Source organism: Polaromonas sp. SP1, assembly GCF_003711205.1.
Classification (GTDB): domain Bacteria; phylum Pseudomonadota; class Gammaproteobacteria; order Burkholderiales; family Burkholderiaceae_C; genus Polaromonas.
Genome location: NZ_CP031013.1, coordinates 3,629,982 through 3,653,374 on the forward strand (window position 1 = coordinate 3,629,982; position 23,393 = coordinate 3,653,374).

Consider the following 23,393-nt stretch of genomic DNA (forward strand, 5'->3'; position numbering starts at 1 on the left):
CACGGCCGCGCTCGTTTTCGGGCCGACTTGAACCCGACTGAACGACATGTCCCGAACCCTGCATCTCGCTGAACAGCTGATTTCCCGACCCTCCGTCACGCCTGACGACGCCGACTGCCAGGCCATGCTGATCGCGCGGCTGGCCCCGCTGGGCTTTCAATGTGAAACCATCGTCAGCGGCCCGGAGAGCTTTCGCGTCACCAACCTGTGGGCCAAGCGGGAAGGGAAATTCAAGGGTTTTAGCCCTCTAGCCCAGGCAGGACATGGACAATCCGCTCCTGAATTGATAGCAAATGGTGGTAAAGCCAAGACGCTTGTATTCGCCGGCCATACCGACGTCGTACCCACCGGCCCACTCGACCAGTGGCTCAGCCACCCCTTTACCCCCAGCCACCGCGACGGCAAGATGTACGGCCGCGGCACCGCCGACATGAAGACATCCATCGCGGCCATGGTGGTCGCGGTGGAGGAATTCCTGGCCGCCAACCCCGACCCAGGCCTGTCGATCGCCTTCCTGGTGACCAGCGACGAGGAAGGCCCGGCGGTCGACGGCACGGTCGTCGTCTGTGAGCAGCTCAAGGCACGCGGCGAAGTGCTCGACTATTGCATCGTGGGTGAGCCGACCTCGGTCGGCCAACTCGGCGACATGATCAAAAACGGGCGCCGCGGCACCATGAGCGGCAAGCTCACCGTCAAGGGTGTGCAGGGCCACATCGCCTACCCGCACCTGGCCAAGAACCCGATTCACCTGTTTGCCCCGGCGCTGGCCGAACTGGTGGCCACCGAATGGGACCAGGGCAACGCGTTTTTCCCGGCCACCAGCTGGCAGGTGTCCAACATCCATGGCGGCACCGGTGCTTCCAATGTCATCCCGGGCGAGCTGGTGGTGGACTTCAACTTCCGCTTCTGCACCGAATCCACGCCGGAGAGCCTGCAGCAGCGCCTGCAGGCGGTGCTCAGCCGCCACCAGCTTGAATACGACCTGAAATGGACGCTGGGCGGCTTGCCCTTCCTCACTACCCCCGGCACCCTGGTCGACGCCGTGCGCGGCGCCATCCAGGCGGAAACCGGCCTGCAAACCGAGCTGTCGACCACCGGCGGCACCAGCGACGGCCGTTTCATCGCCAAGATCTGCCCTCAGGTCATTGAGTTCGGCCCCATCAACGCCACCATCCACAAGATCAACGAGCACGTACTGGTGAGCTCGCTGGACCCGCTCAAAAACATCTACAAAGGCGTGCTGGAACGGCTGGCCCAGGTGGAAGCGGCATGACGGGCGCCACGTCCCCCGCGCCCCTGACGGTGCTTGCGCTGGTCGAGCAATCCGCCGCCCGGCTTGACGCAGCGGGCCTGAGTTATTCAGACGGCTTTGGGCAAGGCACGACCAACGCCTTTGATGAAGCCGCCTGGCTGGTGCTGTGGAAGCTGGGCCTGCCGCTGGACGACCTCGATTCAGTGGAGAATCGGCCCGTAGCCCAGGCGGAATATGAACAGGTTGCTATGCTTTTGGAAGCACGCATCCAGACCCGCAAGCCCGCCGCTTACCTGACGAATGAAGCCTGGTTGATGGGCTTGCCCTTTTACGTGGACGAACGCGTGATCATCCCGCGCTCGCTGATTGCCGAGTTGCTGGCCGACGCCAGCATCGACCCCTGGCTGGGCGAGCATACGCATCGCGTGCTGGACCTGTGCACCGGCAACGGCAGCCTGGCCGTGCTGGCGGCCATCACTTACCCCGAGGTGGTGGTCGACGCCGCCGACATCAGCCTGGATGCTTTGGAGGTGGCGCGCATCAACGTAGACCGCCACCACCTGGACGGCCGGGTCACGCTGATCGAGTCCGACGGGCTGGCGGCCTGCCCGGGTCTGTATGACCTGATTCTGTGCAACCCGCCTTACGTCAACGCAGCCAGCATGGCGGCGCTTCCGGCTGAATTTCGCGCCGAACCCGGCCTGGCGCTGGACGGCAACCGGCACGGCGGCACCGACGGCATGGACTTCATTCGAGACCTTATTCAAAACGCCGCACGCCATATGAGCGAAAATGCCGTACTGGTGCTGGAAATCGGCAATGAGCGCGAGAATTTCGAGCGCGCCTTCCCGACGCTTGAACCGCTGTGGTTTGAAACCAGCTCGGGTGCCGACCAGGTTTTACTGCTCACCCGCGAACAACTGACTTGAAGGCCTGAGCAGACGCTCAGCCCCCGGCCAGGTGACTGGCGCGACGCTTGCACGGCAGGCGTATGCCCCGCCCCGCCGCCCGACTACTTTTCCTGAAGCTGCTATTAAATGATTACCCTTAAAAACGTCGTGCTGCGCCGCGGCGCCAAAGTGATTCTGGACGGCGCGTCCGTCACCCTCAACCCAGGCGAAAACGTCGGCCTGGTGGGGCGCAACGGCGCGGGCAAGTCCTCGCTGTTTGCGATGCTCAACGGCACCCTGCATGAGGACGGCGGCGAGTTTTCGATCCCCACGCAGTGGCGCATGGCGCAGGTCGCACAGGACATGCCGGAAACCGAGCAAAGCGCCACCGACTACGTGATCGAAGGCGACGTGGTGCTGATGGCCGCGCAAGCCGAGGTGACGGCCGCCGAGGCAAGCGGCGACGGCGACCGCATGGCACATGCCTACATGGAGCTGTACGACTCCGGCGCGCATGACTCGCAGGCGCGCGCGCAGGCGCTGATCCTGGGCCTGGGCTTCAAGGTCAGCGAACTCGACAACCCGGTCAACAGCTTCTCCGGCGGCTGGCGCATGCGCCTGCAGCTGGCGCGCGCGCTGATGTGCCCGTCTGACCTGCTGCTGCTGGACGAACCTACCAATCACTTGGACCTGGACGCGCTGGTCTGGCTGGAAGCCTGGCTGAAAAAATACCAGGGCACCATGCTGGTGATCAGCCATGACCGCGAGTTCCTCGACGCCGTGACCGACGTGACGGTGCACATCGAAAGCGCCAAATTGACCCGCTACGGCGGCAACTACAGCAAGTTCGAAGACCTGCGCGCCGAGCAGATGGCGCTGCAACAAACCGCGTTTTCCAAGCAGCAGGACAAAATTGCCCACCTGCAGAAGTTCATCGCGCGCTTCAAGGCCAAGGCCAGCAAGGCCAAACAGGCGCAAAGCCGTGTCAAGGCGCTGGACCGTATGGAGAAGATCGCGCCGCTGCTGGCCGAGGCCGACTTCACCTTCGAGTTCAAGGAGCCGGCCAACCTGCCCAACCCGATGCTGTCGATGCAGAACGCCTTCTTCGGCTACCCGCCGCCCGAAGACGCACCGGCCGGCACACCGCCCACCGTCATCGTCCAAAACGTCAGCAAGTCGGTGCTGGCCGGGCAGCGCATCGGCATCCTGGGCGCCAACGGCCAGGGCAAGTCCACGCTGGTCAAGACTGTGGCGCGCGCACTCGCGCCCATTGAAGGCGAGATGATCGAGGGGAAGGGCCTGAACATCGGCTACTTTGCCCAGCAGGAGCTGGACGTGCTGCGCCCTGCCGACAATCCGCTGGAGCACATGATCCGCCTGGTCAAGGAGGTCACGGCCGCCGGCAAGATGGGCAACCAGCCCACACGCGAGCAGGACTTGCGCAGCTTTCTGGGCAATTTCAATTTCGGCGGCGACATGGTCAAGCAGGCCGTCGGCAGCATGAGCGGCGGCGAAAAAGCGCGGCTGGTGCTGTGCATGATCGTCTGGCAGCGCCCCAACCTGCTGCTGCTCGATGAGCCGACCAATCACCTGGACCTGGCCACGCGTGAGGCGCTGTCAATGGCGCTCAACGAGTTTGAAGGCACCGTGATGCTGGTCAGCCACGACCGTGCCTTGCTGCGCGCCGTCTGCGATGAGTTCTGGATGGTGTCGCAAGGCGGCGTCGCACCTTTTGACGGCGACCTGGACGATTACCAGAAATACCTGCTCGACCACGCCAAGCGCCAGCGCGAGGAGGCGAAGAAAACGGGCGGCGCGGGACCGGCCGCTGCCAAGTCAGCGGCGCCGGCCGCAGCGCCTGAACAAAAGAAACCCGTGCCGCGCGAGACGCCCGAGCAACGCAAGCTCGACGCACAACGCCGCCAGCAGCAGGCCGAGGCGACCAAGCCGCTGCGCAAGGAAATCGAAAAGATCGACCTGCGGATGAAAGCCCTCACCACCGAGCGCGACAGCCTGCAGGCGCTGTTGACGACTACCACCGCGCCGGCAGAGATCGCCCAGACCGGCAAGCGCCTCAAAGCCATCGAAAGCGAAATTGACATGCTGGAAGAGCGGTGGCTTGAGCTGACGGAACAGATCGAGACTGCTGCGGTGTAAAGTGGAATAAGCCCTTCACCGGCCCCCCGGTTGCAAGAACAGGGCCGCCCTTGAAAGGATTGGACCCATGCCTACTGCCCTGCAAATGGCGTCTGATGACGCCTCGCTCGCAGCCGCCGTCAAGCGCAGCCGCAAGCTGCTGAACAAGCGTGCCATGGTTGCCGCTGCGGCCAGCGCTGTGCCTGTTCCCGGCCTCGACTGGATGGTGGACGCGGCGATGCTCTCCAAACTCATTCCCGAGATCAACAAGGAATTTGGCCTCACGCCCCGGCAGCTTGACCAGCTTGAACCCAAAAAGCGTGACCAGGTCCAGAAAGCCGTCACCATGGTGGGCTCGGTGCTGATCGGGAAATTCATCAGCCGCGACCTGGTCATCAAGGCCGCCACCAGGATCGGCGTGCGGCTGACGACCAAGCAGGTCGCCAAATATGTGCCGCTGGCCGGCCAGATCGTCTCGGCCGCCGTGGGCTACGCCGCGATCCGCTACTTCGGGGAAGAGCACATGAAAGATTGCATACGCGTGGCCAGGCAGGCACAGCTTGATGTCCCCGCGCTGGGGTATTCGGCCTGAGTCCATCGCAGCGCCGAATTCGAGATGCGGGGACAAAGATATCGCCCCCGGAAACCGCATCCAGAAAACGCGTCCACAAAGACAAAAGGACTTGGCCTTTCGGCCAAGTCCTTGATGTACTGGTGGGTTCTGACAGATTCGAACTGTCGACCTACGGATTAAGAGTCCGCTGCTCTACCAACTGAGCTAAGAACCCGGAATTCTTCTGGTGGGACCAGCGGGGGTCGAACCCACGACAAACGGATTAAAAGTCCGCTGCTCTACCAACTGAGCTATGGTCCCAAGAACACATCTTGCAATGCATTCCGGTTTTTTACTGCTTCGAGGGCAGCAAAGCCTTGAATTATAGCGTGATTTTTTAGCGCTCCGCAAACTCAAGCGGCAATTTTGTCGAGCGCCCAGCCTGCCGCGCACAGCCCGAAAGTAGAGGTCACGCTCACGACCGAACCGTAGCCATGGCAGTTCAGGCTGCCGTCGGTTTGGGCTGCGGCACCGGGCTGCAAAACGGCCTCACGGCTGAACACGCAGGCCACGCCGATTTTGCCCTTGCGCGCCGCACCGTGCTCCTTGCGCAGCCGGTAACGCAGCTGCGCGAGTAAAGGGTCATGCGTGACCAGCGACAAATCATCGACGTCGACGCGATGCGCCAGGCGCTTGCCGCCGGCCGCGCCGACGCTGACAAGGTTCACCTTGGCGGCCATGGCCCATGCGGCCATGGCCGTCTTGGCCCTGACCTGGTCGCAGGCATCGATCACGGCGAACAGCTTGCGGTCAAACCCGGCTTCAAGTCCCAGGATGCCTGGCCAATTGGCGGCATCGACAAACTCTTCAATGACGTCGACGCGGCAGCCCGGGTGGATTTGCGCGATGCGTTCACGCATGGCTTGCACCTTGGCCTGGCCAAGCGTGCTGTCCAGCGCATGGACTTGCCGGTTGATGTTGGATTCGGCGATATGGTCAAGGTCGATCAGGGTCAGGCGTGCAACGCCGCTTCGGGCCGCAGCCTCGGCCGCCCAGGAGCCCACGCCGCCCAGGCCCACCACCACGATGTGTGCCTGGCGAATCCTTTGCGCACCGGCCGCACCGTACAGCCGCGCCAGGCCGCCGAAGCGGCGCTCCAGGTCCGCAGGAAGTTCTTCAACCAGGGATGTCATGGCTGTGAATGGATGCGCGCGTCAGGCCGAGCGCTCAAGACGCCAGACCTGGTATTTCAGCCCGGCCACGCAACCGGCCAGGATTGCGGCCAGCGCCACAAAGCTGGTTGCGCTCAAGGTCGAAATACCCGACAGGCCCTGGCCCACGGTGCAACCCATGGCGCAGACACCGCCGACGCCCATCAGCGTGGCGCCAACGAGGTGGTTGGCCGTGTCCTCGGCATCCCGGAACCCTTCCCAGCGGAAATTGCGCGAAGACACGGCATAAACGGCCGAGCCGGCGACCACGCCAAACACCGACACGATGCCGAGCGTCAGAACCTTGCTCTTGTCGCTGAAGAACATGAACCAGTCCACGGTGTAGGCGACGGGTGAAACAAAACTCAAAGCCTCAGCCCTGCCCGAGTTGGTGGCCAGAAAGGCCTCCTGCAGTGTTTCAGGATGCTCGGCCACATAGCCGAGCCGTCCGCTGACCCACCACATGGCCGCCACCACGGCGCCTATGCCCAGGCCGGCGAGCAAATTATCGAAGCGCCGAAAGTCCTCGCTCAACAGTGCCCAGACGATCAGGCCCAGGCCGATCAATACAGCCAGGCCGATCCCGGCGGCTGCAGGTGAAATGCCGATCGCACCTGCAACCCAATTCGGCAAGGTGGCGTTGACCGTGAAATCGACGGCCACTTTATCGACGGTTGCAACGCGAACAACAGCGGTAATACCCTTGAGTGTGGCGAAAGCGGCGATGCCCATCACAGCGAACACGACAACGGACTTGAGGCTGCCGCCGCCAATACGCACCAGCGTCTTGCTGCCGCAGCCTGAGGCCAGCACCATGCCGAAGCCGAACATGGCCCCACCCACCAGTGCGGAGAGCCAGATAAAACGGTTGGAGGCATACAGTGTTTTGGCGGGGTCAATCACACCGGCCGCGGCCATGGTGAAAAAGCCGATCATGGCAACGCCGATGGCCATGCCCCACATGCGCATCCGGGTCCAGTCGCCCATGTTCACGATGTCGCTCACGGCGCCCATGGTGCAGAAATGCGTGCGCTGGGCAATGGCGCCAAAAATCATCGAAAGAATGAAACCGGCCCAGAGAACCTGAGCCGTAAGACTGTTGAGTGCTGAGGTATCCATCGCCCAATTTTAGGGCGTAATGCTCCCGGCACCCCGGGCGTAGCAAATGGCCCGCCCGGCTACGGATTACTTCAGCTTGGACAGACGGTCTTTGGCCACAGCGGCGGCTTCCGCCTGGGGATAAGCCTTGACCAGATCCTCAAGCGTCTTGCGTGCCGACCGGGTGTCTTTGAGTTCAATCTGGCAATTGGCCAGTGACAGCAATGCTTCCGGTGCGCGCAAGTGATCGGGCTCTGCCGTCACCAATGCCCGGAAGTTGGTCACTGCGTCGCGGTAGTTGCGCAGGGCGTACTGCGCATTGCCCAGCCAGAACAGGGCCGAGGCGCGGTAGCCGGTCTGCGGGTAGCGCTTCATGAAGGCCACGAAACTGGTCTGCGCAGCCGCAAAGTCGCCTTTGCGCAGTGTTGCCAGCGCGGTTTCGAACTCCTGCCTTTCAGCGGGTTCGGCCACAAACTCCTTGCCGTCCACGGTGACCTTGCCCGGCTCGAACTTGCGCAGGCGCTCGTCGACGCCCGTCGTCAGGTCTTTCTGGGTGCGCTGCATTTCGGCAACGTTTCGCGTGAGGTTTTCGTTCTGCCCACGCAGGCTGGCCAGTTCGTTGCGCAAGGCTTCAATCTGGTTCGACAGATCGAGCAGGCTGCGCCGCAGCTGGGCATTGTCCTCGGTGGTTTTGCGCACTTCATCGGCCATGCGCTGCTGTGAGGTGTCTACCTTCTGCCGCAAATCGAGAATCGCCTTGCGGGCTTCGTCGTCTTCAAACAGGCCGGCGTGTGCACTGAACGCCAGCATGCCGGCCGCGACCGTCGCGGCAATCCGGAACATGTTCACGGTGAGCGCCCTGCTTAGCGGTAGTTGAGTTCAGCGCGGCGGTTCTTCGCCATGGCTTCTTCGTCGGAGCCGGCCACCGCAGGTTTTTCCTTGCCGAAGCTCACGGCTTCCACCTGGGCATCCGAAACGCCCAACAGACCGAGTGCACGGCGAACGGCTTCAGCGCGTTTTTGTCCCAGCGCCAGGTTGTATTCACGGCCGCCGCGCTCGTCGGTATGGCCTTCGATGGCCATTTTGCGGGTCTTGTTGGCGGTCAGGTACTTGGCATGGGATTCGATGGCGCCCTGGAACTCGGGTTTGACCACATAGCTGTCAAAGTCAAAGTAGATGACTTTGGTGGTGTTGGCAGGGCCGGCGAGTGAAGCGTCGGTGCCTTGAACTTCCACCGGCGTCACGCCACTGCCGGTGGCGCCCGATGCATTGCCGCCTTGCTGGGTTTGGCCCGTGCGGTCTTCGACGGGTACGTCGTTCAGCTTGACGCCGGAACCGCAGGCCGTCAGCGTGGCCGCCAGGATGAGGGAGGAAATGACTGAAAAAATGGTGCGCTTCATGAAGTACCTCTACAAAAAATAAAAATGGGCTGAATCAACAATGATGCTTAACGCTGGAAGGGGCCCCAATCGGGCTCGCGGATATCGCCGCTGGCGCCTGACAGTTTGGCCTTGATCTTGCCGTCCAGGGTGGTGGTCATGAGGGCTTCCCTGCCCTGCTGCTGGGTGGCGTACACGATGAGGCGGCTGTTGGGCGCAAAACTCGGGCTTTCGTCGGCCGAGGTGTCGGTGATTGGAGTGACGGTGCCGGTGGCGAGTTCCATGACGTGCAGCTTGAAAGCGCCGCCCACCCGGGAAACATAAGCCAGCCAGCGCCCGTCGGGGCTGACCGCCGGGGAGATGTTGTAGCTGCCGGTGAAAGTGACCCGCTCGGCATTGCCGCCGCCGGGGCTCATGCGGTAGATCTGCGGCGCGCCGCCGCGGTCGCTGACGAAATAAATATAGCGGCCGTCCGGCGAGAAAGCAGGCTCGGTGTCGATGCTGGAAGACTGGGTGAGCCGCTTCGGGTCCCCTCCGTTCAGGCCAATCGCGTAAAGCTGCGAGCCGCCGTCTCGGCTGAGCGTGGCCACCAGCTGTTTTCCATCCGGCGACCACGCAGGCGCGCTGTTGGATCCCCGGAAATTGGCGAGCAGCCGCCGCTTGCCGCTTGCCACGTCATGCGAATAGATGACAGGTTTGCGGGACTCAAACGACACATACGCCAGTTGCGCGCCGTTGGGCGACCACGCGGGAGAAATGATCGGCTCAGGGCTGGTCAGGGCCGACTGGGCGCCCTCCCCGTCGGAATCGGCCACCCAGAGGTTGAACTTCTGGGCTGCCTTGGTCACGTAAGCGATGCGCGTCGAGAAAACGCCTTTCTCGCCGGTAAGCTTTTCATAGACAAAATCCGAAATCCGGTGGGCCGACAGCCGCAGGTCCGCCGCACCCACGGTGTAGCTCTGGCCGCCCAGGTCTTGCCCGCGCACGATGTCCCAGAGGCGCAGGCGGACGTCGTACCGGCCGTCGGCCAGCAGCGACACGCTGCCTGTGACCATGGAGTCCGCGCCCTTTTGCCGCCAGACGCCCAGGTCAGGGCGGGTATTTTCATCGGCCGCGACGCCGGTGGTGTCGACCGGGCGGAACATGCCGCTACGTTCAAGATCAGCTCTCACGATGGCGCCGATTTTTTGCGGCGCCTGCGCATCGCCGCGAAAGGCGGCCACGGCGATGGGCAACTGGGTCAGGCCGACGCCGGAGACCTCGATGCGAAACTGCGCAAAGGCAGGCACGGCGGGAAGTGCCCCTGCGGCCAGCAGGCTGACCAGCGTACGGCGGCGAAGAGGACAAAAAGTAGGTGCAATGCTCATAGGGGAGATTTGGATCCGTTCAGGGGAGTTATTTTGACGGGCGAAGAAGGCTCAAGTTCACGAAGGCCTTTTTCGGCCAGGATCACATCGGTTTTCATGCGTTCAAGCACCCTTTTCTTGTTGATGGATTCCTGGTTGCGCGGGTTCTCGCGATGCCAGAGGTGAAAGACTTCGGTGCCCATGAAACCGTTTTTGCGATGGACGCCCAGATGGTGAAGCCTGAGCACGAGGTCGGCATCTTCGTGCCCCCATCCCTCGAAGGTTTCGTCAAATCCATTGACACCGGCAAAGTCCGAGCGCCAGACACCCAAATTGCAGCTGCGTATGCCATGCCAGTGAAAGCCTTGTTTTACCCTGAATAAACGCCGCGGCCAGCGAAGGAGGTGCAATAATTTGTTGCCGTCCCCCCTCAATCGCGCGCCCAGCCAGAACCATACAGGACGGCTGGGTAAATCAATGGCGCCATTGACTACACGTTCTGTCAGACGTTGGCTGATAAGCACGCGGCTGCCGTTCAGGAAGCAACCTTTTTCCGCAAGCCGCGTGTGCGCAGCCACAAAAGCCCTGTTCGGGACACAATCCCCGTCCAGGAAGACGAGGTAGTCGCCGGCGGCCAGGCTGGCGCCCAGGTTGCGCGCCCGCGCTGCTGTAAAACCCACGTCCGGATGCCAGACATGCCGCACCGGACACTTGAACGCAGGACACTGGTCAAACAACATCTGCACCTGATCCGGTCGGGAGCCGTCGTCGGCCACCAGCACCTCATGCCGTTCATCGCACTGCGCCGACAGCGAGCGCAACACGGCCAGCAAGGCGTCGGTGCGGTTGTAGGTCAGGACGACAAAGCTGATTTTCATTGCCCGGCCGGCGCTCCCTTGCCGTCGCGGCGCAGCAGCCACAGCTTCAGGTAGCGGTAATAGGTGCCTTCCGCATTCGAGATGGCCAGGACCAGCCCCATTTTTCCGTCCAGAAAACCCAGGCGCAAAAAATAGGTGCGAATGAAAGCCCAAAGGCCGTGCACTATCGCCTTGCCGACCGAGCCGCTGCGGCCTTTGTTCAGCAGGCTTTGGGCGCCCGCTGTGGAGTAACGGTTGGCCTTGTCGAGGACGGCCTCGAAATCCCGGAAGCTTTCGTGCAGCAGGTGCGAATTCAGTTGCCCGACCGGTCCCTGGGAAACAACTTTCTCGTGCACAAGATCGTCGCTGAAGCGGGCCGCGGTACGGCGAAACAGCCGGGTAACCCGGTCGGGGTACCAGCCCGAATGGCGCATGTACTGCCCGCAATAGCTTGAAAGGCGCGGAAACGAATACACGTCGGACGAGGGAGCCTTGATGCAGGCGAGGATTTCCATCTGCAGCTCGGGTGTCACCCGCTCATCGGCGTCGATGGACAACACCCAGTCGGAACTGGCCAATGCCAGGGCCCGGTTCTTCTGGATGCCGAAGCCCGGCCAGTCGGGACTGACGCCGACTTCAGCGCCCAGCGAGCGCGCGATCTTCACGGTGTCGTCGGTGCTCCCGGAGTCCAGCACCACAACCTGGTCCGCGAAGCTCACGGAGCGAAGGCAGGCCCCGATGTTGTGGGCCTCGTTATGGGTGATGACGGTGACGGACAAGCTTGCCAACGAATGCCTTTGCAGTGATGAGGGGAAAGATTCGGCACAGGATTTTGCCAGTGAAACTGCCCCGTCTGATGCGCTGACAGCATAGCAGAGCCCCTTCGCGGTTTGGCCGTCGCGCGGGAAATGGAATGGCTGATAATGCGGTCAATCCCCAGGCAACCTCCACGATTATTTTGCGAACAAAGAAGATCAATTTCCGGCTCGCCGCCATCTGCCTGATGGCCGCGTCCGTGGGGTTGCCGATCGCCATCATCAGCATCGCCAAGTTGCTCCTGCTCGGGTGCGTCGTGGCCGTCCCGCTGTTCGCACGGAACCTGCCAAAAAATGGCGCCACGCTGCTGAAGACCTGGACGCTGCCGGCCGTGCTTGCCGCACTGCTGGCATTTGTGTTGAGCCTGCTCTGGACGGTCGCCCCGCAAGAAGAGGCCATCGGCTCGCTCGCCAAATACGGCAAACTCATCATCATCATTGCGATGATGGCCCTGATCCGGGAGCGCCGCGAAGCGGTGTATGCGATGGGTGCGTTTGCACTTTCGCAGTTGCTGGTGGTGGCGGGTTCATGGCTGCTTTTTGCCGACCTGCCTGTCGCCTGGGCCACTTCCCGCACCACCCTGAGCCATTACACGGTCTTTTCCGGCTACCTCGACCAGGGCATCATGAGCGCGGTATTTGCCGCCGTGTGCTGGCATTTGCGCGGACTGGTGCCCGGCCGTTACGGCCCGCAAATTGCCATCGCCGTGGCCCTGGCGTCCCTGGCCAACGTTTTCTTCGTGATGGTCGGCCGCAGCGGCCAATTGGTCGGCGTCGCGTTGCTGTCGCTGGCCATCATGTGGCAACTGCCCGGGAAGTATCGAATGGTCGTCGCCCTGCTGCCATTTCTTTTGGTGCTGGCCCTGTTTTTCAGCTCGCCAGCCGTGCGGGAAAGATTGACCTTGCTCAAGGCTGAAGTGCAAGCCTATTCACAAAAACAGGACTCCTCCACGTCCTCGGGCGTTCGCCTCGCTTTCTGGAGCACGGCTGCCCAAATCATTGCCCAGCGCCCCATCGCGGGCGCGGGCGTCGGCAGCTGGAGCACCGAATACGACAGGCTGGAGCGCGAGAAAAACCCCCAACACAAAAACATCAACCCCGGCAGCAACCCTCACCAGGAATACCTGCTGTGGGGCGTGCAGCTTGGCATCCCGGGCATGCTGCTATTTGCCGCTTTCATGCTCTCCGTGCTGCGCGACAGCATAAAAATGGAAGCCCCCTATGCCCGGGCCACGCAATCCGCGTTGCTGGCGCTGGCGGTGGCCTGCCTGTTCAATTCCACGCTTTATGACGGACTGATAGGTGACTTCTTCTGTGTCCTGATCGGTTTATTGCTGGCACTGGGGCTGAGTAAACCTGCGGACCCGTCCCCACTCGAACGCGCAACGTGAGCTCTCCCTCCGACACCCCTCCTTCTGTTGCCGCCGCAAGGCCAGGCCTGTGGCGCCGTATCACGCGGGTCTGGCCTTATTTCAGCGGCTCACGCACGGGCTGGGCACTGGCCATAGGCGCGACGATTGCTGCGTCGGCGACCGAACCCTTCGTTCCGGCCCTGCTCAAGCCGCTGCTGGACCGCGGGTTTCAAAAAGGGGCGCTCGACCTGTGGCTGGTGCCGGTGTCGCTGATCCTGCTGTTCACCGTGCGTGGGGTCGCCGGCTTCGTTGCGCAATACGCGCTGGCCAAGGTGACCAATGAGGGCTTGCAGGCCTTGCGCCGGGCCATGTTCGGCAAATTGCTGAGTTCGCGCCTGTCCATGTTCGCCGACCAGTCCTCCAGCGCCATCGCCAACACCGTGGTCTACGAGGTGTTCAACGGCTCGTCGATGATGATCAACGCCATCATGAAGCTGGCGCGCGACATCCTGACGCTGGTGGCTTTGGTGGCCTACCTGCTGTTCCTCAACTGGAAGCTGATGCTGATCGTCTCCCTGCTGTTTCCGGCGGTGGCGCTGGTCATCCAGCTGCTGACACGGCGCCTTTACCGCCTGACCAAGGAAAGCCAGATCGCCACGGACAACCTGGCCTATGTGGTCGAAGAAAACGTGCTGGCCCACCGCGACGTGCGGCTGCACGGTGCGCAGGCCGGCCAGGCGTCGCGTTTTGAGGCGCTGAGCAACACGCTGCGCCGGCTGTCCATCAAGTCCACCGTCGCCTACGCCGGCATGAGCGCCATCACCCAGGTGCTGGCCGCCATGGCGCTGTCGGCCGTGATCTCCATCGCACTGCTCCAGGGCTCGGAAAACACCACGACAGTGGGCGGCTTTGTGGCCTTTGTGACGGCGATGCTGCTGCTGATCGCGCCCATCAAAAGCCTCTCCGACGGCGCAACACCCATCACGCGCGGGCTGGCGGCGCTGGAGCGCGGGCTGGACCTGGTGGACCTCATTGACGACGAGAGCAGCGGCAGCTTCACCAAGGCCAGGGTGGCCGGTGATATCGAGTTGTCAGACGTAAGCGTGGTGTACAAGCCGGACGCGCCCCCGGCGCTGGATGGCGTCAGCCTCTCCATACGCGCCGGTGAAACGGTGGCGCTTGTCGGCTCTTCCGGCTCCGGCAAGACCACGCTGGCGAGCCTGCTGCCGCGCTTTGTCGACTACAGCGCCGGCAGCATCCGGCTGGACGGCACGGAGTTGCGGGACTGGGAGCTGGCGTCGCTGCGTTCGCAGTTCGCCTTCGTCAGCCAGCATGTCGTCATGTTCAACAACAGCATGGCTTTCAACGTGGCACTGGGCCAGTCTTTCGACAGTGACAAGGTGGTCCGCTGCCTGGTCGCCGCCAACCTGGGCCAGTTGCTGGACGAACTGCCGCAAGGCATAGACACCGTGCTGGGCCACAACGCCATGCAGCTATCCGGCGGCCAGCGCCAGCGGCTGGCGATCGCCCGGGCGCTCTACAAAGATGCGCCTGTGCTCATCCTCGACGAAGCCACGTCGGCGCTGGACACCGAATCGGAAAAAGCCGTCCAGGAAGCCATACAGCGGCTGGCCGCGGGCCGTACCTCGCTGATCATTGCGCACCGGCTCTCGACCATCCAGCATGCGGACCGCATCATCATGATGAACGCCGGCCGCATCGTGGAGCAAGGCAGCCATGCGGAGCTGCTCCAGAATAACGGCGCCTATGCCCACCTTTACCGGCTGGGCTTTCAGGGCGCGACCTAAAAACCGACAGTCGGAAAGACTTATCGATGCCAGTTTCCATCAGCGGCTTTACCTTTATTCGCAACGGCGTGGGCCTGGGCTTTCCCTTTGAGGCATCCATCCGCTCCCTGCTGCCCCTGGTCGACGAATTTGTGGTCGCCGTGGGCAAGGGTGAGGACGACACGCTGGCTCGCGTCAAAGCCATCAACGATCCGAAGATCCGCATCATCGAAACGCTCTGGAACGAACGCATGGCCGACCGCGGCTTTGTCTATGCCCAGCAAAAAATGATCGCCCAGTACTCCTGCACGGGCGACTGGGCCTTCTACCTGGAAGGCGACGAAGTCGTGCATGAGGGCGAACTGGACGCCATACGCGCCAGCGTCGAGCGCCATCACGGCAACCCGGCTGTCGAGGCGCTGGTTTTTGACTACCTGCACTTTTATGGCTCGCCGGACTGGATCTCTATCAGCCCCGGCTGGTACCGCCGTGAATGCAGGCTGATCCGCAACACCATTCGCAGCTACGCACCCGACGGCCAATACTGGCTGGTCACGACCCAACATAAGCGCGGGCGCAATCCCCAGGCCGCACTGGCCAACGCGCATATCTACCACTATGGCTGGATACGCCGCAACGAGGAAATGCAGAAAAAGCTGGACCAGGTCAGCAAGTACTGGGGCGAAGCCAGGGCCGCGCAGATCACCTACAGCCAGTTTGACCGCCGGGCCCTCGCCCCCTTCACCGGCACGCACCCGCAAGCCGTGCAGTCATGGCTGGCGACCGAGGCGGAGCCGGTTTTGAACATCGACCCGGCCTACAAACCCACGCCCAAGGAAAACAAGTACCACTTCATGCGCCAGGTCGAAAGCCTGACCGGGCTGGACTTCAGCCGCAAGCACTTCAAGCTGGTGGCCTGAATGGCGCCCCGGCGGGGGATCCGACGAGTGTGTTTGCTATAAATTTAATAGCTAAAAGCCAAGACACTGCCTGGGCTGGAGGGCGATTTCATCAATAAATCTGCTAGCCACGGGCCTTGGCCGCGACGGCCGAAAAGTAAAGCGCCTCTTGCTGCAGCGCGATTTCCTTCCACTGGTAGTGCGTTGCGAAGGCCACAACGCCCCCTGACAGCGTTTGCCGCAGCACCGGCTGCCCCAGCAAATTCTCCAGAACCGATGTCAGCTCGCCCGCATCCCTGGGGTCGTCAAGCAACAAGGCGTTCACGCCCTGCTGCAGCAGGCCGGAAATCCCGCAGTACTTCGGACCGCTGACAACCACCGGCAGGCCATGGGCCATGGCCTCCAGCACCACCATCGCAAAGGTGTCCTCAAACGTGGGGTGCACCAGGATGTCGGCAGCCTCGTAGGCCGGAGCCACATCCTTGAGCGCGCCCAGGAAAACCACCCGCGCGCCCAGCTTGAGCGCGTCGGCCACAGCGCGAAATTCGGCAATGTGGGCCGGATTGCCCACCACCGCCAGCACTACGTCGCCCGGCAACCGGGCCATGGCCTGCAGCAAGGCCTCCAGGCCTTTCTTGCGGTAATCGTTGCCCACAAACAGCAGGCAGGTGGCTTCGGCCGGCAAGCCGAGGCTCGCCCTCGCCTCGCGTTTGCGGTCTGCGCCGACCGGCAGTTGCGGCAGGGTGATGCCCGGCGTGACGACGGAAACCGCGTCGCTGCAAGCCGGGTAGCAGGCTTTCATGATGGGCCGCAGGCTTTCAGACGCCACCACCACCTGCCGGCCGGGGCGGCCGGCATAGCGGGCGCGCTCCAGCCACAGGTAGGCCAGCAGCCGCGGGCTGGTCACCACCTTGACCCAGCGCAGCACGCGCCGAACGCCGTGCCGCCCCTGGAACAGGCTGTGCTTGACCGGCAGCACGTGCACCGTCTGCACCTCTCCGTGCCAGGTGTTTTCGTGGGAATGCACGATGTCAAACCCGCGTCGTGTCGCCCACCAGGTGAGGGTGGCAAACCACAGCTGGTTGATCCAGCGCGGCTTGCGCAGCGGCGCGGATACCTTGTGGTAGGTCACGCCGGGCCAGTGGTGGTCAATTTCCTGCGCAAACACATGCATTTCATGCCGGGCTGCGAGCTGCTCGACCAGCGCAATCGAATAACGCTCCGCCCCGCCGCCCGTCGGCGAGAAAGTGCGGTTGAAGACAGCGATGCGCAGTTTCTTTGGCTCGGGCGCGGTCATTTTTTCCGGCGGTCCTCGTAAGCCGTGGCGATCTTGAGCCAGAACACCGGCAAGGTGGTCGAGCGCAGCACCGGCACACGCGGCAGCTGCAGCATGTCCATGCCTGCAAGGCAGCGGCTGCGCTGTGTGGTGGTGGCGGTGGCAAAGCCGATGTCCCTGGCCAGTTCCACATGCCGCGCCTCGTAGTGGCCGTAGGGGTAGCAGAAGTGCTCGACCGGCCGGCCGGTGACGGACTCCAGCCCGGTCTTGCCAAGCATCATTTCCTCGCGGCAACCCGCCTCACTGGTTTCCAGCAGATTGACATGCCGATGTGTGTGCGAGCCGATCTCCTGCCCACCGGCCACCCATTGGCGAATTTCGCCTTCGTCCATCAGTGGCGTCTGCGGGATACCGATGCGTTCGTCCCAGATATTGGTTTTACCGAGCAGGCCGCTGACCGCGTAGCAGGTGGACGAAAACCCGTGCCTGGCCAGCACCGGCAGGGCCTGCGTGAGGTTGTTCTGGTAGCCATCGTCAAACGTAATCCCAACCACCTTGCCCGTGCGCTCACCCTGCAAATAAGGCTGCAAGGCGCTCATGGACAAGCCCGTGTAGCCCAGCCATTTGAGCCATGCCATCTGCCGCGCAAAAGCCTGCGGCGACACATAAAGGCCGCGAAACGGGCTGCCCTTGGGCGGCGCGACGGCGATCTGGTGATAAACCAGTATGGGAATGGGCCGGCGGTTGGCGGTCAGCATGGCGCTCACAGCAGCACGATGTCGTATTGCTCCTGCGCCATCGCGGCCTCGGCCTGCAGGGAAATCGGTTTGCGGATGAAATCGCTGAGGCTGGCCAGGTGCTGGCTCTCTTCATCGAGGAACAGCTCAATCACCTTGGGCGAAGCCACCACCCGGAATTCGCGCGGGTTGAACTGCCGGGCCTCGCGCAGGATCTCGCGCAGGATGTCGTAGGTCACGCTGCGCGCCGTCTTGACCACGCCCTTGCCCATGCAGGCGCTGCAGGGCTCGCACAGCTGGTGGGCCAGCGATTCGCGGGTGCGCTTGCGCGTCATCTCGAGCAGGCCCAGCGCGGAAAACCCGTTCACGGTGGTCTTGATGCGGTCGCGCGCCAACTGCTTCTGGAACTCGGCCAGCACCGCGTCGCGGTGGTTTTCCTTGATCATGTCAATGAAATCGACGATCACAATGCCGCCCAGGTTGCGCAGGCGAAGCTGGCGGGCAATGGCCTGCGAGGCCTCCAGGTTGGTCTTGAAGATCGTGTCGTCAAAATTGCGCGCACCGACAAACCCGCCCGTGTTGACGTCCACCGTGGTCAGGGCTTCGGTCTGGTCAATGATCAGGTAGCCGCCGGATTTGAGGTCGACCCGCCGGCCCAGCGCCTTGGCGATTTCCTCGTCGATGCTGAAGAGGTCGAAAATCGGCCGCTCGCCGCCATAGTGCTGCAGCTTTTGCTCGGTCGCCGGCATGAACTCCACCGCGAACGCCTTGAGCTTTTCAAACTGCTCACGGGAGTCGATGCGTATGGTCTGCGTGTCCTCCACCACCAGGTCGCGCAAAACGCGCTGCAGCAAATTCAGGTCCTGGTGCAGCACCGAGGCCGGCGGCAGGCGCAGCGACGCGTCCTTGATGCGCGCCCAGGTCTTGCGCAGGTAGGTGATGTCTTCGGCCAGCTCGGCGTCGGTCGCGTCTTCGCCGTTGGTGCGCAAAATGAAACCACCGCCCATGTCGCCGGTCAGGGCCTGCACGCGCTGGCGCAGTTCTTCCCGCTGCCGGGGCGGTATTTTTTGCGAGACGCCGATGTGGTTGTCCTGCGGCAAAAACACCAGCAGGCGTCCGGCGATGCTGATCTGTGCCGTCAAGCGCGCGCCCTTGGTGCCTATCGGGTCCTTCAGGACCTGCACCATCACCGCCTGGCCCTCAAACAATTGCTTTTCGATCGGCTGCAGCGAGGCCATCGCGGGCGCCGCCAGGCCGCCGGCCGCCTGGGCATCCGTTTCGGCGTGGCGGCTGTTGATGCTGCTCATCAGATCAGCCACGTGCAAAAAGGCCGCCCGGTCCAGGCCGATGTCGATAAAGGCCGACTGCATGCCCGGCAGCACGCGGGCGACCTTGCCGAGGTAAACATTGCCGACCAGGCCGCGCTCCAGCGTGCGTTCGACGTGAAGCTCCTGCACCGCGCCATGCTCAACCACGGCCACCCGGGTTTCCTGGGGCGACCAGTTGATCAGGATGTCTTGTTGCATGTTGTTTTGACTATTGGGTTCTAGAGACGAATACCGGCGGCCTGCAGCAGTTGGGCCGTTTCCCTCAGCGGGAGCCCCATGATGCCACTGTAGCTGCCGTTGATCCGGTTGATGTGCATCGCCACCCTGCCCTGCACCGCATAGGCGCCGGCCTTGCCCATGGGCTCGCCGCTGGCGACGTAGCGGCGGATTTGCGCCGGCGTCAGCGCATCAAAACTCACCTTCGAGTCGCTGAGCGCCTCGAAGCGACGGCGCCCGGCTTGCACGGCCACAGCGGTCAGCACCCGGTGGGTGCCGCCCGACAGCTCGCGCAGCATGCGGGCCGCGTCGTTTGCGTCGTCCGGTTTGCCGTAAATCACTCGGCCCATGGCCACGGTGGTGTCCGAGCACAGGATGGGCGCCGGTGGCAGCTTGCGCCGCTTCATCCGGGCAAGCGCCGCATCCAGCTTCAGGCCGGTAACGCGCTGGACATAGGTGGCCGGCACTTCATTCCTGAGCACCGCCTCCAGCGATTCGGCGTCCTCGTCGGCGTCCGGCAACAGCAGCTCGTGGCGTACGCCGAGTTGTTCCAGCAGTTGCCGCCGCCTCGGGCTTTGCGAGGCCAGGTAAATGAATTCAGGCATAAAAACAGGGTCTAGCAGGTGTCTTGTGAGTTCCATACCAGCAGGAGCCGCGGAACCGGCTTTGCCGGGCCGCAGGCGCAGCGGCCCCCTCGGGGGGCAGCGCATTACACGCAGTGAAAAGCGTGGGGGCCATTACTCGCGATGGTAAGGATGGTTGATCGTGATGCTCCAGGCGCGGTAGAGCTGCTCAATCAGCAGCACACGCACCATCGCATGGGGCAAAGTCAGGTCCGAGAGGCGCAGCCGCTCGTGCGCGGCCTGCTTGAAACCGGCGTCCAGGCCGTCGGGCCCGCCGATGACGATGGCGACATCGTCACCGGACAGTTGCCAGCTTTTGAGCCTTTCAGCCAGCGCCACGGTGGTGACGGCAGTGCCGCGCTCATCGAGCGCCACGACGCGGGTGCCGCGGGCAATGCTGGCTTCAATGCGCCCGCGCTCGGCGGACAGCAGGTTTTCCAGGGTTTTGGAGGCGCGCGGTTCGGTCTTGACGGCCTTGAGCTCGACCTTGAGCTCAGGCGGAAAGCGTTTGGCGTAGTCGTCATAAGCCGTCTGCGCCCAGTCAGGCACTTTCTGGCCGACGGCTACGATCGTCAGCCTCATTTGCTCCGGGGGGCGGATTTCCTGGGGGCGGGTTTGCGGGCCGTTTTGGCCGCAGTCTTGGCGGCCGTTTTCTTGGCTGCGACCTTCTTGGCCACCGGCACCTTGATGATGGGGGTCTTCACGGCGGGTTTTGCCGACTTGGCAGGTGCGGCCTTGGCGCCGGCCCGGGCCGGCTTGGCGGCGGGCTCGGCCGCCGTTGCGGTCGCATTGCGTTTGGCAGTCCAGTCGTTGGTTTTGCCGACACGGCCCACATAGCTGGAGTCGGGCGCCTTCGCTGGTGCCTTGGCAGGCGCTTTCGCTGCAGATTTTCCGGCGGTTTTTGCCCCGGCCTTTGCGGCCGTTTTTGCAACGGCGCGGGACGTCTTGGGTTTGGCCTCGGGCTCGGCTTCGGCTTTGGACGCCTTCACCAGCGGCGCGGGCGCGCCCAGCTTGAGCTTGATGGGCTTGTCGCCCCAGAGTTCTTCGAGGTGGTAGTACTGGCGGATGGTGGGCTGCATGATGTGCGCCACGGCGGCGCCGCAGTCGACGATGATCCATTCGCCGTTGTCTTCGCCTTCAATGCGCGGCTTGGCAAAACCGGCGTCGCGCACCGCATCGCGCACGCTGGCGGCCAATGCCTTGGTCTGGCGGTTGGAGCTGCCCGAGGCGACGATCACGCGCTCGAACAGGGAGGTGATGTGCTCGGTGTCAAAAACCTGGATGTCCTGCGCCTTGACATCCTCCAGGCCATCAATGATGGCGCGCTGCAGTTTTTGCACGTCCTTTTTGTCTGCGGCGACGGAGGTTTTGGCTGTGGTGGAGGTCATGCAGTGTTTTGCTTCGATAAGGGAGTGGATGAATGGGAACGGTACAGCTGGTGAAGTGAAATATAACGCGCAACGGCTTCAGGTACCAACTGGGTAATTTCCCCCGCCGTGGCGGCGCCGGAGGCCGTTAACTGGCGTATCTGGGTGGCGCTGACGGGCATCAGGGGGAGATTGAGCTGGGCAAAACGGTCGCGGCGGCTTTCATAAGCCTCAACTTCGGCATCAAATTGGGCTCCAGCCCGCGTGGATTGTGCGCGATCAGCTATACAAATTATAGCAAGATCAAGGATGTCCTGCCATCGGTGCCATTGCCTGAAAGCGGCGAACTGGTCCGCCCCGATAAACAGGTAAAGCTGCGCTTCGGGGTTCTCCGCCTGCAGTGCCAACAGGGTGTCAATCGTAAACGTCGGGCCCGGGCGCTGCACTTCGCGCGCATCCACCCGGACATGGGGAATATCCTCAAACGCCAGCGTTGCCATGGCCAGGCGATGCTCTGCCTGGCTCAAGGCCTGCGACTTGTGCCAGGCATGGCCGGTGGGCACCACATACAGCGTATCCAGGCCAAACTGCGCAATGGCCGCCTGTGCCAGCGCGACATGGGCGTTGTGCGGCGGGTCAAACGCACCGCCGAAAACGCCGATGCGCTGTTTCACAGGAGGCGCCACGGCGTTCAAACCCAGTCCCGCCGGGGCAGGAATTGTGTGTACAGGCGCTCTTCAGGGCTGCCGGCCTCTACCGCACGCTGGTAAGACCAGCTCGCCAGCGGCGGCATGGACATGAGGATGGACTCCGTGCGCCCGCCGGACTGCAGGCCGAAGTGGGTGCCGCGGTCCCACACCAGGTTGAACTCCACATAACGGCCGCGCCGGTAAAGCTGGAATTCCCGCTCGCGCTCGCCATACGGCATGTCCTTTCGCCGCGCCACGATGGGCAGGTAGGCCTGCAGGAAGGAGTCCGCCACGCCCTGCATCATGGCAAAGCTGCGCTCCATGCCGAGCTCCTGGAAATCGTCAAAAAACACGCCGCCAATGCCACGCTGCTCCTGGCGGTGCTTGAGGTAGAAGTATTCGTCACACCACTTTTTGAAGCGCGGGTATTTGTCGTCCCCGAAAGGCGCCAGCGCATCCTTGCAGGTCTGGTGAAAGTGCACCGCGTCTTCGTCAAAGCCGTAATAAGGCGTCAGATCCATGCCGCCGCCAAACCAGCAGACCGGCGCGTCCGGGCTCGAAGCCGGCGCCGCGGCCAGCATGCGGACATTCATGTGGACGGTGGGCACGTAAGGATTTCGCGGATGAAATACGAGCGAAACACCCATGGCCTCAAAGGGCGCGCCCGCCAGTTCCGGCCGGTGCTGTGTCGCCGAGGGCGGCAATTTCGGCCCGCGAACATGCGAGAACCCGCAGCCTGCACGTTCAAACACCCCGCCCTGCTCAAGAATCATGGTGATGCCGTTGCCTTGCAGCGGCTCGCCGGGTTCTTTTTGCCAGCGGTCCGCCACAAAGGGCTGGCCGTCAATGGCACTGGCCGCATCCGTGATGCGCGCCTGCAGCGCCAGCAAAAAATCTTTAACAACAGAAAGGTCGGTCATGCTCATTTACCTGGATTCACGATGGTATCGGCCCGGCGCACAGCGGTGTCCAGCAATTGCACGGGTGCCGCGCCGGCCGGCTCAAAACCGGCACAGCCGCTGAAAACAGCCGCAATGCGCGCCATGTCCTGCGGCTCCTGCCCTGTCAGCCGCACAAAAGTGCGCAAAACCAGGCACTTGCGCGAATAGTCCAGCGCGGCCAGCCCGACAGGTACATCCGCCCCCAGCGCGACGCGGTAAAACCCGCTGCGCCAGCCCGGCGTGTATTTGCGGGTTCCTTCCGGCGACAGCGCCAGCCAGAAATACTCGCCGCGCTCCTTCTTTTGCCTGATCAGCGACACCATCTGGGCCACGGCGCCGTTCGGCGCGGTGCGGCTGACGGGCACCCCGCCCAGCCAGCGCAGCCAGCTGCCGAAGAGCGGAATGCGAAACAGGCTTTCCTTGCCCCAGAACTGCAGGGGAACCCCCAGGGACCACTTCAGCAGCACACCCACCACAAAATCCCAATTCGACGTGTGGGGATAGACCAGCAAAACGCCCTGTAGCGTCGGCAGGCCTTCGAATTCCGCCCGCCAGCCGGTGCAGCGCAACAGGAATTGCGCCACCCTGCTCCCCCGGAACTGCAAGGGATGCGGAGGCAGGAAACCAGCGCTCATCCCCAG

Annotated in this window: 23 protein-coding genes and 2 tRNA genes; 7 read left to right on the forward strand and 18 right to left on the reverse strand. The window is 63.0% G+C overall.

Annotated elements, in window-relative coordinates; translation table 11 throughout:
* The first annotated feature begins 46 nt into the window (after positions 1–46).
* From dapE to DT070_RS17200, 4 genes are all read left to right on the forward strand, one after another.
* Positions 47–1,273, forward strand: a complete 1,227-nt coding sequence (dapE, locus tag DT070_RS17185; protein WP_122956497.1) for a succinyl-diaminopimelate desuccinylase — start codon at positions 47–49, stop codon at positions 1,271–1,273.
* On the forward strand, positions 1,270–2,181 hold the full coding sequence (prmB, locus tag DT070_RS17190) for a 50S ribosomal protein L3 N(5)-glutamine methyltransferase (RefSeq protein WP_122956498.1): 912 nt from the start codon (positions 1,270–1,272) through the stop codon (positions 2,179–2,181). The genes dapE and prmB overlap by 4 nt, the downstream gene beginning before the upstream one ends.
* A 108-nt stretch (positions 2,182–2,289) precedes the next feature.
* Complete coding sequence (locus tag DT070_RS17195; protein ID WP_122956499.1) at positions 2,290–4,299, forward strand: ABC-F family ATP-binding cassette domain-containing protein; 2,010 nt, start codon at positions 2,290–2,292, stop codon at positions 4,297–4,299.
* Between the two features lie 67 nt (positions 4,300–4,366).
* A complete protein-coding gene (locus DT070_RS17200; RefSeq protein WP_122956500.1) occupies positions 4,367–4,870 on the forward strand; it encodes a hypothetical protein in 504 nt (167 codons plus the stop codon).
* 120 nt (positions 4,871–4,990) lie between these two features.
* Here the strand turns inward: DT070_RS17200 and DT070_RS17205 are convergent.
* From DT070_RS17205 to DT070_RS17245, 9 genes are all read right to left on the reverse strand, one after another.
* Positions 4,991–5,066: transfer RNA gene (locus DT070_RS17205), tRNA-Lys, on the reverse strand.
* Positions 5,067–5,076: 10 nt separating this feature from the next.
* Positions 5,077–5,152 (reverse strand) — tRNA-Lys (locus tag DT070_RS17210).
* 92 nt (positions 5,153–5,244) lie between these two features.
* The gene (locus DT070_RS17215; protein WP_122956501.1) at positions 5,245–6,024 is read right to left on the reverse strand and encodes a ThiF family adenylyltransferase; all 780 of its coding nucleotides are present in this window, start codon (positions 6,022–6,024) and stop codon (positions 5,245–5,247) included.
* Between the two features lie 21 nt (positions 6,025–6,045).
* Entirely contained in the window at positions 6,046–7,161 is a 1,116-nt protein-coding gene (locus DT070_RS17220) for a YeeE/YedE family protein (RefSeq protein WP_122956502.1), read from the reverse strand.
* A gap of 66 nt (positions 7,162–7,227) precedes the next feature.
* Positions 7,228–7,983, reverse strand: coding sequence for a tol-pal system protein YbgF (gene ybgF, locus DT070_RS17225; RefSeq protein WP_369973955.1), 756 nt, complete (start codon positions 7,981–7,983; stop codon positions 7,228–7,230).
* A gap of 20 nt (positions 7,984–8,003) precedes the next feature.
* The gene (gene pal / locus DT070_RS17230; RefSeq protein ID WP_122956504.1) at positions 8,004–8,540 is read right to left on the reverse strand and encodes a peptidoglycan-associated lipoprotein Pal; all 537 of its coding nucleotides are present in this window, start codon (positions 8,538–8,540) and stop codon (positions 8,004–8,006) included.
* Positions 8,541–8,587: 47 nt separating this feature from the next.
* Positions 8,588–9,886: a Tol-Pal system beta propeller repeat protein TolB gene (gene tolB / locus DT070_RS17235; RefSeq protein ID WP_122956505.1), complete on the reverse strand. Its 1,299-nt coding sequence runs from the start codon at positions 9,884–9,886 to the stop codon at positions 8,588–8,590.
* On the reverse strand, positions 9,883–10,743 hold the full coding sequence (locus tag DT070_RS17240) for a glycosyltransferase family 2 protein (protein ID WP_122956506.1): 861 nt from the start codon (positions 10,741–10,743) through the stop codon (positions 9,883–9,885). Before DT070_RS17240 ends, tolB begins: the two co-directional genes overlap by 4 nt.
* Complete coding sequence (locus DT070_RS17245) at positions 10,740–11,510, reverse strand: glycosyltransferase family 2 protein (RefSeq protein ID WP_122956507.1); 771 nt, start codon at positions 11,508–11,510, stop codon at positions 10,740–10,742. The genes DT070_RS17240 and DT070_RS17245 overlap by 4 nt, the downstream gene beginning before the upstream one ends.
* A 125-nt stretch (positions 11,511–11,635) precedes the next feature.
* On the opposite strand from DT070_RS17245, the gene DT070_RS17250 reads away from it, so the two are divergent.
* From DT070_RS17250 to DT070_RS17260, 3 genes are read left to right on the forward strand one after another with little or no spacing between them, the layout of a single operon-like run.
* On the forward strand, positions 11,636–12,928 hold the full coding sequence (locus DT070_RS17250; RefSeq protein ID WP_228778462.1) for an O-antigen ligase: 1,293 nt from the start codon (positions 11,636–11,638) through the stop codon (positions 12,926–12,928).
* A complete protein-coding gene (gene msbA / locus DT070_RS17255; protein ID WP_194965904.1) occupies positions 12,925–14,697 on the forward strand; it encodes a lipid A export permease/ATP-binding protein MsbA in 1,773 nt (590 codons plus the stop codon). The genes DT070_RS17250 and msbA overlap by 4 nt, the downstream gene beginning before the upstream one ends.
* A gap of 26 nt (positions 14,698–14,723) precedes the next feature.
* A complete protein-coding gene (locus DT070_RS17260; RefSeq protein WP_122956508.1) occupies positions 14,724–15,596 on the forward strand; it encodes a glycosyltransferase in 873 nt (290 codons plus the stop codon).
* Between the two features lie 103 nt (positions 15,597–15,699).
* Here the strand turns inward: DT070_RS17260 and DT070_RS17265 are convergent, their stop codons facing one another.
* The 9 genes from DT070_RS17265 to DT070_RS17310 all read right to left on the reverse strand — a co-directional run bounded on the left by DT070_RS17265 (position 15,700) and on the right by DT070_RS17310 (position 23,387).
* Positions 15,700–16,872, reverse strand: a complete 1,173-nt coding sequence (locus DT070_RS17265; RefSeq protein ID WP_122956509.1) for a glycosyltransferase family 4 protein — start codon at positions 16,870–16,872, stop codon at positions 15,700–15,702.
* Complete coding sequence (locus DT070_RS17270) at positions 16,869–17,609, reverse strand: polysaccharide deacetylase family protein (protein ID WP_122957469.1); 741 nt, start codon at positions 17,607–17,609, stop codon at positions 16,869–16,871. Before DT070_RS17270 ends, DT070_RS17265 begins: the two co-directional genes overlap by 4 nt.
* A gap of 5 nt (positions 17,610–17,614) precedes the next feature.
* Positions 17,615–19,114 (reverse strand): ribonuclease G, encoded by a 1,500-nt coding sequence (rng, locus tag DT070_RS17275; RefSeq protein WP_122956510.1) that lies wholly within the window; start codon positions 19,112–19,114, stop codon positions 17,615–17,617.
* Positions 19,115–19,134: 20 nt separating this feature from the next.
* A complete protein-coding gene (locus tag DT070_RS17280) occupies positions 19,135–19,737 on the reverse strand; it encodes a nucleoside triphosphate pyrophosphatase (RefSeq protein WP_122956511.1) in 603 nt (200 codons plus the stop codon).
* A gap of 132 nt (positions 19,738–19,869) precedes the next feature.
* On the reverse strand, positions 19,870–20,337 hold the full coding sequence (gene rlmH, locus DT070_RS17290) for a 23S rRNA (pseudouridine(1915)-N(3))-methyltransferase RlmH (RefSeq protein WP_122956512.1): 468 nt from the start codon (positions 20,335–20,337) through the stop codon (positions 19,870–19,872).
* Complete coding sequence (gene rsfS, locus DT070_RS17295; RefSeq protein WP_122956513.1) at positions 20,334–21,143, reverse strand: ribosome silencing factor; 810 nt, start codon at positions 21,141–21,143, stop codon at positions 20,334–20,336. The genes rlmH and rsfS overlap by 4 nt, the downstream gene beginning before the upstream one ends.
* Positions 21,140–21,796 carry a nicotinate (nicotinamide) nucleotide adenylyltransferase gene (gene nadD, locus DT070_RS17300; RefSeq protein ID WP_228778461.1) on the reverse strand — a complete coding sequence of 219 codons (657 nt, stop codon included), beginning with the start codon at positions 21,794–21,796 and terminating at the stop codon, positions 21,140–21,142. The genes rsfS and nadD overlap by 4 nt, the downstream gene beginning before the upstream one ends.
* 17 nt (positions 21,797–21,813) lie before the next feature.
* Positions 21,814–22,737: an oxygen-dependent coproporphyrinogen oxidase gene (hemF, locus tag DT070_RS17305; protein WP_122956514.1), complete on the reverse strand. Its 924-nt coding sequence runs from the start codon at positions 22,735–22,737 to the stop codon at positions 21,814–21,816.
* Positions 22,734–23,387: a 1-acyl-sn-glycerol-3-phosphate acyltransferase gene (locus tag DT070_RS17310; protein ID WP_164483776.1), complete on the reverse strand. Its 654-nt coding sequence runs from the start codon at positions 23,385–23,387 to the stop codon at positions 22,734–22,736. The genes hemF and DT070_RS17310 overlap by 4 nt, the downstream gene beginning before the upstream one ends.
* Positions 23,388–23,393 lie beyond the last annotated feature (6 nt).